The organism is Pseudomonas sp. SDO5532_S415 (genome assembly GCF_054071155.1).
Genome location: NZ_JBSVWS010000004.1, coordinates 91,228 through 107,440 on the forward strand (window position 1 = coordinate 91,228; position 16,213 = coordinate 107,440).

Annotated in this window: 15 protein-coding genes and 1 tRNA gene; 5 read left to right on the forward strand and 11 right to left on the reverse strand. The window is 61.0% G+C overall.

Features of this window, described 5'->3' with window-relative positions; all coding sequences use genetic code 11:
• Positions 1 to 5: 5 nt before the first annotated feature.
• From ACW9HW_RS03170 to antA, 8 genes are all read right to left on the reverse strand, one after another.
• Positions 6 to 692, reverse strand: coding sequence for an ABC transporter ATP-binding protein (locus tag ACW9HW_RS03170; RefSeq protein ID WP_095196878.1), 687 nt, complete (start codon positions 690 to 692; stop codon positions 6 to 8).
• Positions 685 to 1,434 (reverse strand): ABC transporter ATP-binding protein, encoded by a 750-nt coding sequence (locus ACW9HW_RS03175; protein WP_457398289.1) that lies wholly within the window; start codon positions 1,432 to 1,434, stop codon positions 685 to 687. The genes ACW9HW_RS03170 and ACW9HW_RS03175 overlap by 8 nt, the downstream gene beginning before the upstream one ends.
• Positions 1,431 to 2,447 (reverse strand): branched-chain amino acid ABC transporter permease, encoded by a 1,017-nt coding sequence (locus ACW9HW_RS03180; protein ID WP_095196876.1) that lies wholly within the window; start codon positions 2,445 to 2,447, stop codon positions 1,431 to 1,433. The genes ACW9HW_RS03175 and ACW9HW_RS03180 overlap by 4 nt, the downstream gene beginning before the upstream one ends.
• A gap of 10 nt (positions 2,448 to 2,457) precedes the next feature.
• Complete coding sequence (locus ACW9HW_RS03185) at positions 2,458 to 3,369, reverse strand: branched-chain amino acid ABC transporter permease (RefSeq protein WP_457398293.1); 912 nt, start codon at positions 3,367 to 3,369, stop codon at positions 2,458 to 2,460.
• Positions 3,370 to 3,435: 66 nt separating this feature from the next.
• Positions 3,436 to 4,596 (reverse strand): ABC transporter substrate-binding protein, encoded by a 1,161-nt coding sequence (locus ACW9HW_RS03190; RefSeq protein ID WP_457398296.1) that lies wholly within the window; start codon positions 4,594 to 4,596, stop codon positions 3,436 to 3,438.
• Between the two features lie 104 nt (positions 4,597 to 4,700).
• Positions 4,701 to 5,723 carry an anthranilate 1,2-dioxygenase electron transfer component AntC gene (gene antC, locus ACW9HW_RS03195; RefSeq protein ID WP_095196873.1) on the reverse strand — a complete coding sequence of 341 codons (1,023 nt, stop codon included), beginning with the start codon at positions 5,721 to 5,723 and terminating at the stop codon, positions 4,701 to 4,703.
• A gap of 19 nt (positions 5,724 to 5,742) precedes the next feature.
• Positions 5,743 to 6,234, reverse strand: a complete 492-nt coding sequence (antB, locus tag ACW9HW_RS03200) for an anthranilate 1,2-dioxygenase small subunit (protein WP_095196872.1) — start codon at positions 6,232 to 6,234, stop codon at positions 5,743 to 5,745.
• Between the two features lie 2 nt (positions 6,235 to 6,236).
• Positions 6,237 to 7,640, reverse strand: coding sequence for an anthranilate 1,2-dioxygenase large subunit (gene antA / locus ACW9HW_RS03205; RefSeq protein ID WP_095196871.1), 1,404 nt, complete (start codon positions 7,638 to 7,640; stop codon positions 6,237 to 6,239).
• 361 nt (positions 7,641 to 8,001) lie between these two features.
• On the opposite strand from antA, the gene ACW9HW_RS03210 reads away from it, so the two are divergent.
• The 3 genes from ACW9HW_RS03210 (at position 8,002) to ACW9HW_RS03220 (ending at position 11,519) form a co-directional block, all read left to right on the forward strand.
• Positions 8,002 to 9,252, forward strand: a complete 1,251-nt coding sequence (locus ACW9HW_RS03210; RefSeq protein WP_457398300.1) for an OprD family porin — start codon at positions 8,002 to 8,004, stop codon at positions 9,250 to 9,252.
• A gap of 259 nt (positions 9,253 to 9,511) precedes the next feature.
• Positions 9,512 to 10,525, forward strand: coding sequence for an AraC family transcriptional regulator (locus tag ACW9HW_RS03215; protein WP_457398303.1), 1,014 nt, complete (start codon positions 9,512 to 9,514; stop codon positions 10,523 to 10,525).
• 1 nt (position 10,526) lies between these two features.
• Positions 10,527 to 11,519 carry an AraC family transcriptional regulator gene (locus ACW9HW_RS03220; protein WP_095196868.1) on the forward strand — a complete coding sequence of 331 codons (993 nt, stop codon included), beginning with the start codon at positions 10,527 to 10,529 and terminating at the stop codon, positions 11,517 to 11,519.
• 85 nt (positions 11,520 to 11,604) lie between these two features.
• On the opposite strand, the gene ACW9HW_RS03225 is transcribed toward ACW9HW_RS03220, so the two are convergent.
• Positions 11,605 to 11,680: transfer RNA gene (locus ACW9HW_RS03225), tRNA-Asn, on the reverse strand.
• Between the two features lie 230 nt (positions 11,681 to 11,910).
• On the opposite strand from ACW9HW_RS03225, the gene ACW9HW_RS03230 reads away from it, so the two are divergent.
• Positions 11,911 to 12,141: a hypothetical protein gene (locus ACW9HW_RS03230; RefSeq protein WP_095196867.1), complete on the forward strand. Its 231-nt coding sequence runs from the start codon at positions 11,911 to 11,913 to the stop codon at positions 12,139 to 12,141.
• Here ACW9HW_RS03230 and ACW9HW_RS03235 read toward each other — a convergent pair.
• Together ACW9HW_RS03235 and ACW9HW_RS03240 are read right to left on the reverse strand one after the other, a co-directional pair.
• Positions 12,138 to 12,347 (reverse strand): hypothetical protein, encoded by a 210-nt coding sequence (locus ACW9HW_RS03235; protein ID WP_095196866.1) that lies wholly within the window; start codon positions 12,345 to 12,347, stop codon positions 12,138 to 12,140. The genes ACW9HW_RS03230 and ACW9HW_RS03235 overlap by 4 nt on opposite strands.
• 237 nt (positions 12,348 to 12,584) lie before the next feature.
• Positions 12,585 to 13,781, reverse strand: coding sequence for an amino acid aminotransferase (locus tag ACW9HW_RS03240; protein ID WP_095196865.1), 1,197 nt, complete (start codon positions 13,779 to 13,781; stop codon positions 12,585 to 12,587).
• A gap of 351 nt (positions 13,782 to 14,132) precedes the next feature.
• On the opposite strand from ACW9HW_RS03240, the gene uvrB reads away from it, so the two are divergent.
• Positions 14,133 to 16,148, forward strand: coding sequence for an excinuclease ABC subunit UvrB (gene uvrB / locus ACW9HW_RS03245; protein WP_095196863.1), 2,016 nt, complete (start codon positions 14,133 to 14,135; stop codon positions 16,146 to 16,148).
• Positions 16,149 to 16,213 lie beyond the last annotated feature (65 nt).

Sequence of the window (16,213 nt, forward strand, 5' to 3'; positions counted from 1 at the left end):
GCGGCTCACACTCCCAGGTAGCGTTGCGACAGTTCGGGTTGCGCCGCCAGCTCCACCGGCGTGCCATCCCAGACCTGGCGTCCTTTCTCGATGATGTGATGACGGTCGACCACCCGCGCCATTTCCTTGAGGTTTTTGTCGATCACCAGAATCGTCTCACCCTCGGCCTTGAGGGTGGCCAGGCAACTCCAGATCTGCTCGCGAATGATCGGTGCCAGCCCTTCAGTGGCTTCGTCGAGAATCAGCAGGCTGGGGTTGGTCAGCAGCGCGCGGCCGACCACCAGCATCTGTTGTTCGCCGCCCGAGAGGGTGCGTGACAGCTGGTCCTGGCGCTCCAGCAGGCGCGGGAACAGTTCATAGACCCGCGCCAGGTCCCACTTGCCCCGCGTGGCGGTGGCCAGCAGGTTTTCCCGCACGCTCAAGGTGCCGAAGGCGCGGCGCCCCTCCGGCACCAACCCCAGGCCGGCCTTGGCGATGCGATAGGGCGCGGCACCGCGCATTTCCGTGCCGTTGATGCGAATGCTGCCGGCACTGGGCTTGAGCAGCCCCATGATCGATTTGACCGTGGTGGTCTTGCCCATGCCGTTACGGCCGATCAACGACACCACCTGGCCCTGCTCGATGCTCAGGTGCATGTCGAACAACACCTGGCTCAAGCCGTAGCCCGCTTTCAAGCCTTGAACGTCAAGCATGTTCTTCTCCCAGGTAAGCGGCCCGCACTTGCGGGTCGTTGCGCACTTGTTCGACGCTGCCGGTCAGCACCGTCTGGCCGTACACCAGCACCGTGATGCGGTCGGCGAGGGCGAATACCGCGTCCATGTCATGTTCCACCAGCAGGATCGCGTAGCGGCCTTTGAGGCTGTGCAGCAACTCGGTCATGCGCGCGGATTCATCGGCCCCCATCCCGGCCATCGGCTCATCGAGCAGCAGCACTGAAGCTTCCTGAGCCAGTGCCAGGGCAATCTCCAGTTGTCGCCGTTCGCCGTGGGACAGTTCGTGGACCGGGTCTTGTGCGCGAAGGCCCAGGCCCACCTGCTGCAAGTAGCCCAGCGCCGGCTCCAGCAGGCGAGTGTCGCGGGACAGCGGGTGCCACATGCCGAACGCCTTGCCTTCGCGGGCGGCGATGGCCAGGGCGACGTTCTCCAGCAGGCTGAACTCGGTGTACAGCTGGCTGACCTGGAACGCACGCGCCAGGCCCAGGCGTGGCCGCTGCCAGGCCGGCACGCGGGTGATGTCCTGACCATTGAGGTGGATCTGGCCCTGGTCGGGGAAAATCTCGCCGGCGATCTGGGCGATCAAGGTGGACTTGCCGGCGCCGTTGGGGCCGATGATGGCGTGCAGTTCGCCCTTGGCCAGTTCAAGGCTGGCGCCGTTGGTGGCTTTCACCGCACCGAAAGCCTTGTGCAAATCACGAATCGACAGTTGTGCGCTCATGGGCGTACCTCCACGGCGGCGTTGGGTTTGACGGCAACCACCTTCGGTTTGCGCTGCAGCAGGCTCAGCAGCAATCCGTAGACGCCTTTCTTGCCGAACAGCACCACCAGCAACAGCAATGGCCCGAAAATCAGCATCCAGTGCTCGGTCCACTGGCTCAGCACCTGTTCAAGGCCCAGATAGGTGGCCGCGCCCAGCAGCGGGCCGAGCAGGGTGCCTACGCCGCCGAGAATCACCATCGCCATCAGTTCGCCGGACTTGTGCCAGGCGCCCATGTCAGGGCTGACGAACAGCGCGTAGTTGGCCCACAGAATGCCCGCCAGGCCACCGCCGGTGCCGGCGATCACAAACGCCGTCAGGCGATAGCGCAAGGGTTTGAGGCCCAGGCTGACGCTGCGCCGCTCGCTCTGCTTGAGCCCGCGCAACACAAAACCGAAACGCGAATTGACCAGCCGCCGGCACAGCAGCAACCAGCCGGCCAGCAAGGCCACGCACAGGTAGTAGAAGTGGTTGGCATCACTCAGATCCAGGGCGCCCAAGGTGTTGCGTTCGCTCAGCAGAATGCCGTCGTCGCCGCCGTACAGCGACAGCGAGCCGAGCACGAAGTAGAGCATCTGGCCGAACGCCAGGGTGATCATGATGAACTGCACACCGCTGGTGCGCAGCGACAGATAACCCACCAGCAGCGAGAACAGCGCGCACACCAGCAGGGCCAGGGGCCACACCACCAGCGCGCTGTTGCTGCCGTCCCAACCCCACAGCGGCATGCCTTGCGAGGTGTGAAAGGCGATGATGCCAACGATGTAACCACCCAGGCCGAAGAATGCGGCATGGCCGAAGCTGACCATGGCGCCATAGCCGATCAGCAGGTCCAGGCTAATGGCCGCCATGCCATAGATGGCCAGGCGGGTGAAGAAGCTGACCAGGTAAGGTTCGTGCAACCAGTGGGCCAGCAGCGGCATGCAGGCGAAGGTCGCCAGGCACGCGAGGTCGATGATAAGGCGTGGTGACATGGCGTTCTCCTCAGACACGGGCCGGCAGCAGGCCGCGCGGACGCACCAGCAGCACCAGGGCCATGACGATGTAGGCGCTGGCGGAAATCAGCCCGGCGCTAATGGTGCCGCTGGTTTCGCTGGGCAGCAGTTGGTCCAGCAGTGGCGGGATGTAGGCACGCCCCAGGCTGTCGACCATACCGATCAGCAGGGCTCCCACCAGCGCCCCGCGCACTGAGCCGACACCGCCAACGACGATGACCACGAAGGTGGTGATCAGGATTTTCTCGCCCATGCCGATTTCCACCGACAGCAGCGGTGCGGCCATGAAACCGGCCAGGCCGCACAGCACGCAGCCGAATACGAACACCAGGGTGTACAGCCGGGCGATGTTGACGCCCAGCGCACCGACCATTTCATGGTCGTCGGCACCGGCGCGAATCAGCATGCCCAGGCGCGTGTGGTTGATCAGCAACCACATGCCGACCGCCACGATCAGCCCGGCGGCGATGAACAGCAGCCGGCTGACCGGGTACATCAGCCCCGGCAGCACTTCAACGAAGCTTGAATACCAATCGGGCGTGGGCATTGCCGGCGGGCTGCGGCCGAAAATCAGGGTCAGCAGTTCGTTGCTGAAAAACACCACGGCCAGGGTCGTCAGCACCTGATCCAGGTGATCGCGATTGTAGAGTCGACGCATGATCGAGGTTTCGATCAACGCGCCGTAGCAGGCCGAACCGATCAGCGCGGCCAGGCCGCCGAGCCAGAACGAGCCGGTGGCCATGGCGGTGTAGGCGGCACAGAAAGCGCCGACCATGTAAAAGGCCCCATGGGCCAGGTTGATCACGCCCATGATGCCGAAAATCAGGGTCAGGCCCGAGGCCAGCAGAAACAGCAAGGCGCTGTATTGCAGGCCGTTGAGAATCTGTTCGAGCAATAGCATTGCTGCGTTCCTCATGAAAACGCCCCGCAGTGGTGCTGCAGGGCGAGGACGGGGTTCAGGTGCCGATCAGATCGTGCATTGAGCGGCGTAACTGTCGACGTGGCGGGTCGCCAGGGTTTTGATCGGCACTTCGACCAGCTTGCCGTCAGCGCCGGCCTGCACTTGCAGCAGGTACCAGTCGATCACCGGGTGTTGGTTCTGGGCGAAGCTGAAGTCACCGCGAATGGAATCGAACTTGACGTTCTTCATGGCCGCGCGGAAGGCCGCCTGGTCTTGCAGATTGCCCTGGGAGGTTTTCAGGGCGGCGCCGATCAAGCGTGCCGTGTCGTAGGTCTGGGCGGCATACACCGTCGGGGCGCGCTTGTACTTCTCGGTGAAGGCCTTGACGAAGGCTTGGTTGGCCGGGTTGTCCGATTGCGGGTTCCACAGGGTGACGATGTTGGTGCCCTTGGCCACGTCGCCGGTAGCGGCGAGCATGCGCTCATCCATGGAGAACACCGGCACCACCATCGGAATGTGCGCCGACAGGCCCGAGCCGCCGTATTGCTTGGCGAAGTTGATGCCGCCGCCACCGGGGTGAAACTGGAAGATCGCATCCGGCGCCAGCGAGCGCACGCGCGCCAGTTCCACCGAAAAGTCGAGCTGGTTGAGCTTGGTGTAGATCTCGGTCACTTCACCCTTGAAGGTGCGCTTGAAACCGGCCAGTGCGTCACGGCCGCCCTGGTAGTTGGGCGCCAGGATCACCATCTTCTTGTAGCCCAGCTCATTGGCGGCGACACCGGCCATCTCGTGCGGGGTGTCGTTCTGGTAGGAGCCGACGAAGTAGTTGGCCATGCACTTTTCACCGGCCAGGGTCGAGGGCGCGGTGTTGTTGCTGACGTAGAAACCGTTCTTGGTCGCGGTGTTGATCACGGCCGCCAGCACGTTGGAAAAAATCACCCCGGTGTACAGCGATATGCCGTCCAGGCTCATGCGGTCGGCGATCTGCTTGGCCTTGGCCGGTTGCAGGCCATCATCTTCCACGATGAGTTGCACCGGCACGCCGCCGAGCTTGCCGCCTTCCTGATCGATCGCCAGCTGGAAGCCGTCGCGCGAGTCTTCGCCCAGGTAGCCGGCGGGGGTGGAGAGGGTGGTGATGAAGCCGATTCGGACAGGTTCCACGGCCTGGGCAGCAGTCGCTGCGCAGAGGGAGGTTGCCAGACATGCACGCAATACCAGGTTTTTCATGAGGCGGCCTATGAAGTAGGTCGTGCCAACGCACGGTGGATATCGATGAGGGCAGTGATTCAGTGTTCGGTCGGGCCGATTGATTGTTGTTATGGGGCGCTGTGTCAGCTGTTGCTCTCGGTGAACTTCTCCAGGTAAAGGCGGCTTTGATCCAGGCCGTGCTGCTGGCGCCAGTCCTTGATCGACTCGACCATCGGCGGCGGGCCGCACAGGTACAGATCGAACGGCTGGTCACGCAGCTCGGCCAACTCCAGGTGTTCGGCGATATAGCCGGTCTTGCCCGGCCAGTCGGGGTTGGGGTTGCTGACCACGGGCGTGAAACGGAACCCCGGGATTCGTGCGGCATAGGCCTCGATGCGCGAGACCTCGCACAGGTCCGCGGCCTCGCGCACGCCGTAGTACAGGTGCACCGGGTGACCGCAGCCGTGCTGCTCGGCGATCTGCTCGAGCATGCCCAGGAACGCCGACAGCCCGGTACCGCCGGCCACCATCATCAGCGGGCGGTCGATATGGCGCAAGTAGAACGCACCCAGCGGCGCTTCCATGTGGATCACATCGCCGACCTGGCAACGATCGCGCACGTAGTCGGTCATCACGCCGCTGGGCAGCAGGCGAATGAGAAACTGCAGGTGGCTGTTGCCTGGCGCGCAGGCAAAGGAATACGAGCGGCGGTGCTCGGTGCCCGGTACTTGCAGGCGCGCGTACTGACCCGGCAGGTAGTCCAGCGCCGCGCCTGCGGCACCGACTTCCACGTGCACGATGGCGGTGGTCGGGGAGACCTGTCGCACCTCGCTCACGGTGCCTTGCAGACTGCTCGGGCCGCTGCTGCCGCAGAGGCTGGAGTCGAAGTCGAAGTAGAACGCGGCATCCGACTGCACGCGGGTCTGGCAAGTCAACACTTTGCGTTCGGCCAGGTCGCTGGCGGACAGGGCTTCATCGTCCACGTAGTCCTGGGTGTACTGCCCGGATTCACAGCGGCCCTGGCAGGTCGCGCAAACCCCTTCGCGGCAGTCCAACGGAATCTTGATCCCGCTGCGCAGGGCCGCGTCGAGCAGGATTTCATTGTTCTGCACGTTGCAGAAGAGTGTTTTGCCGTCGGCGAAACTGAAGGCGACCTTGTACGTCATGAGCGTTAATCCGCGAGGTTCAGAGATGGTAGAAATCGAGCACGGAGTTGATCGTGTCGTTGAGCAGCACCACGTGTTTGCGGGCGATCTTCCAGCTCTCGCCATCGGGGCGCAGCCGGTAGGTGGCGCGGCCGAAGAATTGCTCGGCGGTCTGCATGCGGTAGTACAGGGTGTTCCAGTTGACGCGCACCTCCAGCTCATCGTCCTGCAGCGGCGCGATGCGCACGTTGCTGATCAGGTGCAGGGTGCGCGGCATCGGAATGGTCGATGCCGCCTTGCCGGTGCGAATGCGGAACACCCGGTCTTCCAGGCCACCCCGGTTGGGGTAATAGATCAGCGACATGCCTTTTTTCGGGTCGGTGGTGTAGACGTGCTCCGAATCCCATTGCGGCAGGTGGAATTCGCTGTCGTCGCTGAACATGGCCAGGTAGGTGTCCCAGTCCTGGGCATCGCAGGCCTCGGCGTTGCGGTAAAGAAATTGTTCGACGCGGTATTGCAGTTGCGAATTCATGTTCACACCTCACGCAGTTTCAACGGTTGTTGTTCGGCCGCCTTGCGCGCCAGGCCTTCGAGCAAAAAGCGCTGCCAGTTGGCGTGCTGGTTGACGTACAGGCCTTCATGGGTGAACTCGGTGCCGGTCAGCGCCGGGGCGATGCCAATGGTTTCGCTGTTGCGGGTGGGGCCTTGGACCCACTTGCCTTCGCCGCGGGAAATGTCACTCCAGCGTTCCAGGCGGGCCTGGAAACCACGTTGGGCTTCACGGAACTCCACCAGGTCGTCGGGGGTGCCCATGCCGGACACGTTGAAGAAGTCTTCGAACTGGCGAATGCGGTTTTCCCGATCGGCATCCGACTCGCCCACCACGCCCAGGCAGAAGCTGTTGATCTCGGTCTTGTTCCAGGCCAGCGGGCGGATGATCCGCAGTTGCGAGCTGATCTGGTCGAGGAAAAACATGCTCGGGTAGACGTTCAGGTTGCGCAGGCGGTGCATCATCCACTCGGCCTTACCCTGACCATGCTCCTTGACCAGGCGCGGCATGATGCTGGCGTAGCCCGGGCGCACGGCCGGGTTGGGCATATCGCTGAACAGCACGCTGTGGCCGTTGTGGAAAGCGAACCAGCCGTCGTCGGTTTCCTTGTCGCCGGCGCCCAGCTTGCTGTAGTCCAGGGTGTCGCTGGCGCTCAGGCCTTTTTCGGCGTTGACCTGCTGGCGGTGCTGCACGGTGGCCACGTAGTTGTAGTGGACGGTGCTGACGTGATAACCGTCCAGGCCGTTCTCATTCTGCAGTTTCCAGTTGCCGTCATAGGTGTAGGCGGACTTGCCCGGCAGCACTTCGAGCTGACCGGTCGGTGACTGCGCCACCATCATGTCGAAGAACACCTTGGCGTCTCCGAGGAAGTCTTCCAGGGTGTCGGTGCCTTGCACGTCGAGGCTGACGAACACAAAGCCATTGTAGCTTTCGATACGGGCCTTTTTCAGGCCGCGGGTGGCCTTGTCGAAGCCTTCGGGGTATTCCCCCGGCGCCTTGACCTTCACCAGACGGCCGTCGCTTTTGTAGCACCAGGCGTGGAAGGGGCAGGTGAAGGTCGACTGGTTGCCCTTGCCGACGCGGGTGAGGGTGGTGCCACGGTGCTGGCAGGCGTTGATCAGGGCATTGAGACGGCCTTCCCCGTCGCGGGTGATGATCAGCGGCTGGCGCCCGGCACGCATCGTCATGAAGTCGTGGTTATTGGCGATCTCGCTTTCGTGGCAGGCGTAGATCCAGTTCTTCTCGAAAATCAGTTCCATTTCCAGGTCGAACAGTTCCGGGTCGGTAAACATATCGCGGGCAATGCGATAAACACCGTCTTGCGGACGGAAGTCCAGGCAACTTTCTATATAACTTTTCCACTGTTCGACACTTCGTGCAGTTGTCATATCCCAGTCCTCGGCCAATGGGCTAATTCATGGCTTCATTTAATGACGTGGTGGCTGGCAGGGTCTATCCGCTTATTAGTGGAAACCCATCCGGAAAATAAGCCTCGATCCGCGGTTGTCAGTCATGAACTCCCGTAAATAAAGGCCTTCGCTGCATTCGGCGGCTGAGCAAATGGCTATTTGTCGTTCAGTAACGGGATAGCCGTTGATGAACTTGTTACGGCTTAATTTCAATCGAAGCACCACCAGAGTGTCTCGCTGCAGGTCACTGGAAACTGCCATTGCACATGGCCTTGGGTTTTGTACCAGAAGTGCCTTTTATTCATGCGTTGCTATATAAGCGGCAGGGGGAAGAAATAATATGTTGCATAAAACGTGGTTAGTCCGAGGGGTTCAAGCAGTGGGCTTGTTGACGCCATTGTTGGCACAGGCGGATGTGGTCAATGACAGCAAGCTGACGCTGGGTACGCGCAACTTTTACATCGATCGGGATTACAAGGAAAACAACCCGCCCCAGTCGCGGGTGGGCAGTTGGACCCAGGGTTTTGACCTGCGTTTCGCCTCCGGCTATACCGAAGGCCCGGTGCAGTTCGGCCTCGATGCAGAGGCGCAATATGCCTATCGACTGGACGGCGGTGGAGGGCGCGGCGATGACACCATCATCCCTTACAGCCAGAGCCGACAGGAGCAGGCCGATGAATACGGCCGCGGCGGTGTGACGTTGAAAATGCGCTATTCGAAAACCGAGTTGAAGGTCGGTGAGCTGCGGCCGTTTCTGCCGGTGGTGATCATTGACGATTCGCGCCAACTGGTGACGACCTATCGCGGTGCCTTGCTCGAATCCAAGGAAGTCGACCGCCTGACATTGACCGCCGGGCGGCTGACGCAGATCGGGGCGCGTAACTCCTCCAACTACGAAAAACTGTATTTGCAGACCGGTTCCGGCGTGCGGCACGGCAGTGACGGCCTCAACCTCGCCGGTGCCAGTTATGCCTTGAGCCCATCGCTGACCGGGACCTATTTCTACGCACAACTGGAAGATATCTACCAGCAGCACTACCTGGGTATCACCCATCTGGCCGACCTGGGCGACGGTTATGCACTGAAGACCGACCTGCGTTACTTCAACAACAGCGAAGACGGTGACGCCCTCTACGGCGACATCGACAACCGCTCCTACGGCGCCATGACCTCGCTGAAAAAGGGCGGGCATCGCTTCGGCGTGGGATACCAGCGCATGCTCGGTGACAGCAGCTTTCCGACCCTGGGCGGTTATGTCCCGCAGCCGTTTCTGGTGAACTGGTCGCGGTTGGGGTTCATCAAGCCCAACGAAAAATCCTGGCAGGTTCGTTATGACTACGACTTTGCCGCCATGGGATTGCCAGGCCTGAACTTCATGACCCGTTACTTCAAGGGGACGTCGGTGGATCGTGGCGACAACCTCAGCCAGGCGGCGGAACAGCAGCGCGACCTGGTGCTGTCCTATGTCGTGCAAAGCGGGCCGCTCAAAGGCGTGGGAGTGGAGGCGGGCAATGTCGTCGCCAAATTCAGCCACGGCAATGACTGGGTGGAGAACCGCCTGATCACCACTTACACCTGGAAATTTTGGTAACGTCCTGCCCTCAAATCGAACGCGGTTGTGCGCTGAAGTGACGCCTTGGGTAGCGCATTACCCAAGGCGCTGACCATGACCGGCACCGTTGCTGTGCGCATCAGCGCCGCACAGCACGTTCGATATCCAGATAGTTTCCGATTACTAGCCAAAAAATGCGGATATCGCCTGTTCGCACCGGCTGGGCATAGCCCTTGCAAATGTAATGAGAATACGCGCCGAAGAGCGTGTCGATGTCCATTGCCGTGGGTGTACTGAAATGACCGAACCAAATGTTGCCCAGTTTCGAGATATCCGCATCGATCGCTACGACCTGGCCGGTGCCCGTGCCTGGATGGCCGGCATTTGCGGGCCGCACGAACTGCAGACTCGCCAGCCGAACCGGATTCAGTTTCACCACAAAGCCAATGTGTTCAAATCCATGTCCACGACCCTGGGCCGGATGGAATACGGCACCGACGTGACCATCGGCGTCGAGGATGCCGAGCACCTCAATTGTTACAGCCTCAGCCTGCCGATTCGCGGCGAGCAGGAACTGCTCAAGGACGGTCGCCGGTTGTACTCCAACCAGGACCAGGGCCTGATCGTGACGCCCCATGAAACCCAGGCGCTGACCATGGCCGGTGACTGCCACAAGATTTCCGTGGTGATCACCCGCATGGCCATGCGCCAGACCCTCGAAGGCATGCTGCAACGCCCGCTGGAAATGCCGGTGAAGTTCGAGCCGGTGATGGACGCGGTCAACGGTGCCTCGGCCTCCTGGTGGCGGCTGGCCCGTTACTACATCGATGAACTGGAACGCGGCCAGGACCTGTTCAACCAAGTGTTCTTCACCCGCGATATCGAAAGCGCGCTGATCAAGGGCCTGATCCTTTCCCAGCCCAACAACTACAGTGCCGAACTGCGTGATCAATTGGGCGCCAAGTTGCCCTACTACCTGGTGCGCGCCAAGGACTTCATCGAAAGCAACGCCCGCGAAGACATGCACCTGGAAGACATCGAGGCGGCAGCCGGGGTGTCCCGCTTCAAACTGTTCGAGGGCTTTCGCAAGCACTTCGGCGTCTCGCCCATGGCTTACCTGAAAAAGTATCGCCTCAGCGCGGTGCGCCAGGAAATCCTCGAGGACGCCTCGGTGCGCAACATCTCCGTGATCGCGATGTGCTGGGGGTTTTCGCATTTGGGCCGGTTCGCCAGCGAATACCGCAAGCTGTTCAACGAAACGCCCAGTGCCACCCTGCAGCGCAGCGAAGCCCGTCGCAACCGGTCGCTTTGAGATGACGACCTTACAGGCGGCCACCGCCAACAGCGTGGGCCTGAACTTGTCGCTGATGTGCCGCGAACCGGTCTTCACCAGCCGCTCGGCGCAAGAAACCCAGCGCCTGATGGGGCAAGCGCTGGTGGAGCATGAATTGGATTGGCCACGGGGCGGCGTCGATACGGCGTTCTATCGCGGCCAGGTCGCCAGCTGCGAGCTTTACGCGTTGCGTTATGGCGGCCAGGTCGAAATCCGGCCGCAGCCTTTCGAAGATTTCGTGCTGGTACAGATGCCACTGCGCGGCAGTGCCACCCTTGAGTCCGACGGCATGGGCTATGCCGTCAGCCCCGGAGAAGTGGCGATTCTGTCCCCGCGTGAACAAGCTCGAGTGGTATGGGAGGAGGGCTGTGAGCAACTGATCCTGAAACTGCCACGAACCTTGCTAGACGCCGGCCAGAGCGCCCTGGGCGATGACTTGCCCTCGGGCTTCACGCTGGCGCCGGTCAGCCGTCTGCAACGGCCGCTGGCCATGCGCTGGTTTCGTCTGGTCAGCGAGTTGCTGGAGCATTTGCCGGACGGCGAGGCAAGCGCGGCGCCTTCGCGCTGGTTGCAGCATCTGGAGCAAAGCCTGCCGCTGTTTCTGCTCAGCCATTGTGGCGTTGCGCAACAAGAGTCGCCTTTGCGCCAACCTACCCGGCAACTGCAAAAGATCGACGCCTGTATGCGCGAGCATCTGGCCCAGGGCATCACCCTGGCCGAGCTGGCGGTTGCCGCCGGGGTGAGCATTCGCAGCTTGAACACGTTATGCCAGCGCGAATACGGCCAAAGCCCGATGGACCGTCTGCGCGGTTTACGGCTTGAAGCCGCCCGGGAGTACTTGCTGGCGCGGCCGCACTCCAGCGTGACTGAGGTGGCGTTGGAATTCGGATTTGGGCATGTGGGGCGGTTTGCCAATTACTATCGGCAGCGGTTTGGAGAGTTGCCCCGGCAGACGGTGAAGTCTCAGGCATGAGCAGGAAACGCCAAAACGAAAAAAACCCGCCATAAGGCGGGTTTTTGTTGGTTGGAGATTTTGAAAGCCTTCTCCGAACCTAGTCTGGCTCCACGACCTGGACTCGAACCAGGGACCCAGTGATTAACAGTCACTTGCTCTACCAACTGAGCTATCGCGGAATGGCGCCTATGTTACTGATTCAAAAAGAGAAGTCAAGCATCGGATAGCAAGTTGACGGATTCAATGGGACGGACGGTGGTTTATCGATGATTGTCGGTTACCAGAATCGCTTCAGAGGTCTACCATGACCGCCCGGAAGTGGTTACACGCGCTGCCGGCCATTCGCCGAAAAGGTACGCGCCATGACTCGCTTGACCACAACAACGCCTCTAATCGATGAGGTGTTCGCATGAGCATCGCTCAGATCAGCCTGCCCAAAGGTGTCGGCCCGCACGCTGAGAAGCTGTTCGACGCCATCACTCAGGCTGGCACCGCTGAAGAATTGAACCGCGCGGGTGGCAAGGCCGAAGGCTTTGTCCTGGGCCTGGAAAGCACCAAGGCGATCAAGAGTCAGGTTGCTGAATCGCTCTATGTCGCGTTTGACGATGCTGCCAGCCAGCGCGCGAGCGAACTGGCCTAACCGCCAAAGGTAATCGTGCCCATCATCAGCTTGGCGTAAAGCGCCGTGGCGCCCAATTGCACCAGCCACAGGGCCAGGCCGCCGAGAAACACGCCGGCAGCGACTTGCATCACCAGGTTGTTGCCGCGTTTGGCCGGGGTACGGGGGATGAAGTCATCCAGGTCGTCGCGGTCATCGCGCTCAGCGCGTAGGTCATCGATTTTCATTTTGGTACTCTTCAGAATTCAGGGTGTACACAAATCCAATGTGGGAGCGAGCCTGTTCGCGAAGGCAATAGTCAATTCAACGCATCATCGACTGGACTGATGCCTTCGCGAGCAGGCTCGCTCCCACAGTTGATCTGCGTAGAGTTTAGAGGGCTTGGTGGGTGGGTTGAGAATTTTCTGGGGCCTATAAAAAACGGGAAGCCATTGGGCTTCCCGTTTTACGCATCACGGCGCGGTTCAGATCACCTGAACGATCGCATCCGTCACGACCTTGATGTTGCTCTGGTTCAATGCCGCCACGCAGATACGACCGGTGTCCAGGGCATAGATACCGAACTCGTTGCGCAGGCGGTGAACCTGTTCAACGCTCAGGCCGGAGTAGGAGAACATGCCGCGCTGGCGACCGACGAAGCTGAAATCGCGCTGCGGTGCGTTTTTCGCCAGCAGGTCGACCATCTGGGTGCGCATGCCACGAATCCGCAGGCGCATTTCGGCCAGTTCGGCTTCCCACTGGGCGCGCAGTTCCGGGCTGTTCAGTACGGCAGCGACGATGCTTGCACCGTGGGTCGGCGGGTTGGAGTAGTTGGTGCGGATTACGCGTTTGACTTGCGACAGCACGCGCGCGCTTTCTTCTTTCGATTCGCTGACGATCGACAGGGCGCCAACCCGCTCGCCGTACAGCGAGAAGGATTTGGAGAACGAGCTGGAAACGAAGAAGGTCAGGCCCGACTCGGCGAACAGGCGCACGGCAGCGGCGTCTTCGTCGATGCCGTCGCCAAAGCCCTGGTAGGCCATGTCGAGGAACGGCACATGACCTTTGGCCTTCACGGCTTGCAGAACGTTTTTCCAGTCCGCCGGGCTCAGGTCGACACCGGTCGGGTTGTGGCAGCAGGCGTGCAGCACAACGATCGAGCCGTCAGGCAGGGCGTTCAGGTCTTCCAGCAGGCCGGCGCGGTTCACATCGTGGGTCGCGGCGTCGTAGTAACGGTAGTTCTGTACCGGGAAACCAGCGGTTTCGAACAGTGCGCGGTGGTTTTCCCAGCTCGGGTCACTGATCGCCACGACAGCGTTCGGCAGCAGTTGCTTGAGGAAGTCGGCACCGATCTTCAGTGCACCGGTACCGCCAACGGCTTGGGTGGTGATGACACGGCCAGCAGCGATCAGCGGCGAATCATTGCCAAACAGCAGTTTTTGCACGGCCTGGTCGTAGGCAGCAATGCCGTCGATCGGCAGGTAGCCACGGGAGGCGTGTTGAGCGACGCGAATCGTCTCGGCTTCGACAACGGCGCGCAGGAGTGGAATTCGCCCCTCCTCGTTGCAGTAAACACCGACCCCCAGGTTGACTTTGTCAGTACGGGTATCGGCGTTGAATGCTTCGTTGAGGCCCAGGATTGGATCGCGTGGTGCCATTTCGACAGCGGAGAACAGGCTCATTTTTGCGGCGGCTCTGAATGGAGAGTGGAGGGACGTGTCGCGCTCCAGCCGAATGCACTAGAGCGGTGCACAAACGGGGAGCTAGTATAGAGGCCATCTGCGATTGATGGCGACAGACGATTCGGCTTTTGCGGTAAGTTTTTCCTATTATTTTTCGACCGTTAGTCGATTGGCTGCGTCAAAGGCTTCGTGGGATGTAGGACGTTTGCCTTGAAAGCGCGGGCAATCGGCACCACATTGAGCACAATCCAGTTTTTTCCTCGGGCGACGTTCGTCGTTTGCGGCCTTTCTCGTTCCTGCCGGTTTGACCGCGCAGGCGCGATTCCTTGCTCCGAGAACCGAGAGGTATGCATGTCTGAATTCCAGCTAGTCACCCGCTTCGAGCCTGCCGGCGATCAGCCGGAAGCCATCCGCCTGATGGTCGAGGGCATCGAAGCCGGGCTGGCGCACCAGACGCTGCTCGGTGTGACCGGCTCGGGCAAGACCTTCAGCATCGCCAACGTGATCGCGCAGGTGCAGCGTCCAACCCTGGTGCTGGCACCGAACAAGACCCTGGCGGCGCAGTTGTACGGCGAGTTCAAGGCGTTCTTTCCGAACAACGCCGTGGAGTATTTCGTTTCCTACTACGACTACTACCAGCCCGAAGCCTACGTCCCGTCTTCCGACACCTTCATCGAGAAAGACGCCTCGATCAACGATCACATCGAGCAGATGCGCCTGTCCGCGACCAAGGCATTGCTGGAGCGCAAGGACGCGATCATCGTCACAACGGTGTCGTGTATCTACGGCCTGGGCAGCCCGGAAACCTATTTGAAGATGGTGTTGCACGTCGATCGCGGCGACAGGCTCGATCAGCGCGAATTGTTGCGGCGCCTGGCCGATCTGCAATACACCCGCAATGACATGGAATTCGCCCGGGCAACTTTCCGGGTGCGCGGCGATGTGATTGATATCCACCCGGCGGAATCCGATTTTGAAGCGATCCGCATCGAGCTGTTCGATGATGAAGTGGAAAGCCTGTCGGCGTTCGATCCGCTGACCGGCGAAGTCATCCGCAAGCTGCCGCGCTTCACCTTCTACCCGAAAAGCCACTACGTGACGCCGCGGGAAACCCTGATGGGCGCCGTCGAAGGGATCAAGGTCGAGTTGCAAGAGCGTCTGGAATACCTGCGCTCCAACAACAAACTGGTGGAAGCCCAGCGTCTGGAACAGCGCACCCGTTTCGATCTGGAGATGATCCTCGAGCTGGGCTACTGCAACGGCATCGAAAACTACTCGCGCTATCTGTCCGGTCGTGAAGCCGGGGCGCCGCCACCGACCCTTTACGACTATCTGCCGGCCGATGCCTTGCTGGTGATCGATGAATCCCACGTCAGCGTGCCGCAGGTCGGTGCCATGTACAAAGGTGACCGTTCGCGTAAAGAGACCTTGGTGGAATACGGTTTCCGCCTGCCATCGGCGCTGGATAACCGGCCGATGCGTTTCGACGAATGGGAAAGCATCAGCCCGCAGACGATTTTCGTTTCGGCGACCCCGGGTAACTATGAGGCCGAACATGCCGGGCGTGTGATTGACATGGTGGTGCGCCCGACCGGACTGGTCGACCCGCAAATCGAGATTCGTCCCGCGCTGACCCAGGTCGACGACTTGCTGTCGGAAATCACCAAGCGTGTCGCCCTTGAGGAGCGGGTATTGGTCACCACGCTGACCAAACGCATGGCCGAAGACTTGACCGATTACCTGGCTGACCACGGTGTGCGTGTGCGTTACCTGCACTCGGACATCGACACCGTCGAACGGGTGGAAATCATCCGCGATCTGCGCCTGGGCACGTTCGATGTGCTGGTAGGGATCAACTTGCTGCGCGAAGGCCTGGATATGCCGGAAGTGTCGCTGGTGGCCATCCTCGATGCGGACAAGGAAGGCTTCCTGCGTTCCGAGCGCTCGCTGATCCAGACCATCGGCCGCGCGGCGCGTAACCTCAACGGTCGGGCGATTCTCTATGCCGATCGCATTACCGGCTCCATGGAACGGGCGATTGGTGAAACCGAGCGCCGGCGCGACAAGCAGATCGCCTTCAACCTGGCCAACGGCATCACGCCCAAAGGGGTGTTCAAGGACGTTGCCGACATCATGGAAGGCGCTACCGTACCGGGTTCGCGTAGCAAGAAGCGCAAGGGCATGGCCAAGGCCGCCGAGGAAAACGCCCGGTACGAAGCCGAGTTGCGCTCGCCGGGTGAGATCGCCAAGCGCATCAAGGCGCTGGAAGAGAAGATGTACCAGCTCGCCCGTGACCTGGAGTTTGAAGCCGCGGCGCAGATGCGCGATGAGATAGCCAAGTTGCGGGAGCGGTTGATCACGGTTTGAGTTTTGCGGTGTCTGTGATGTCCTGTTCGCGAGCAGGCTCGCTCCCACAGGGATCACATTGGACC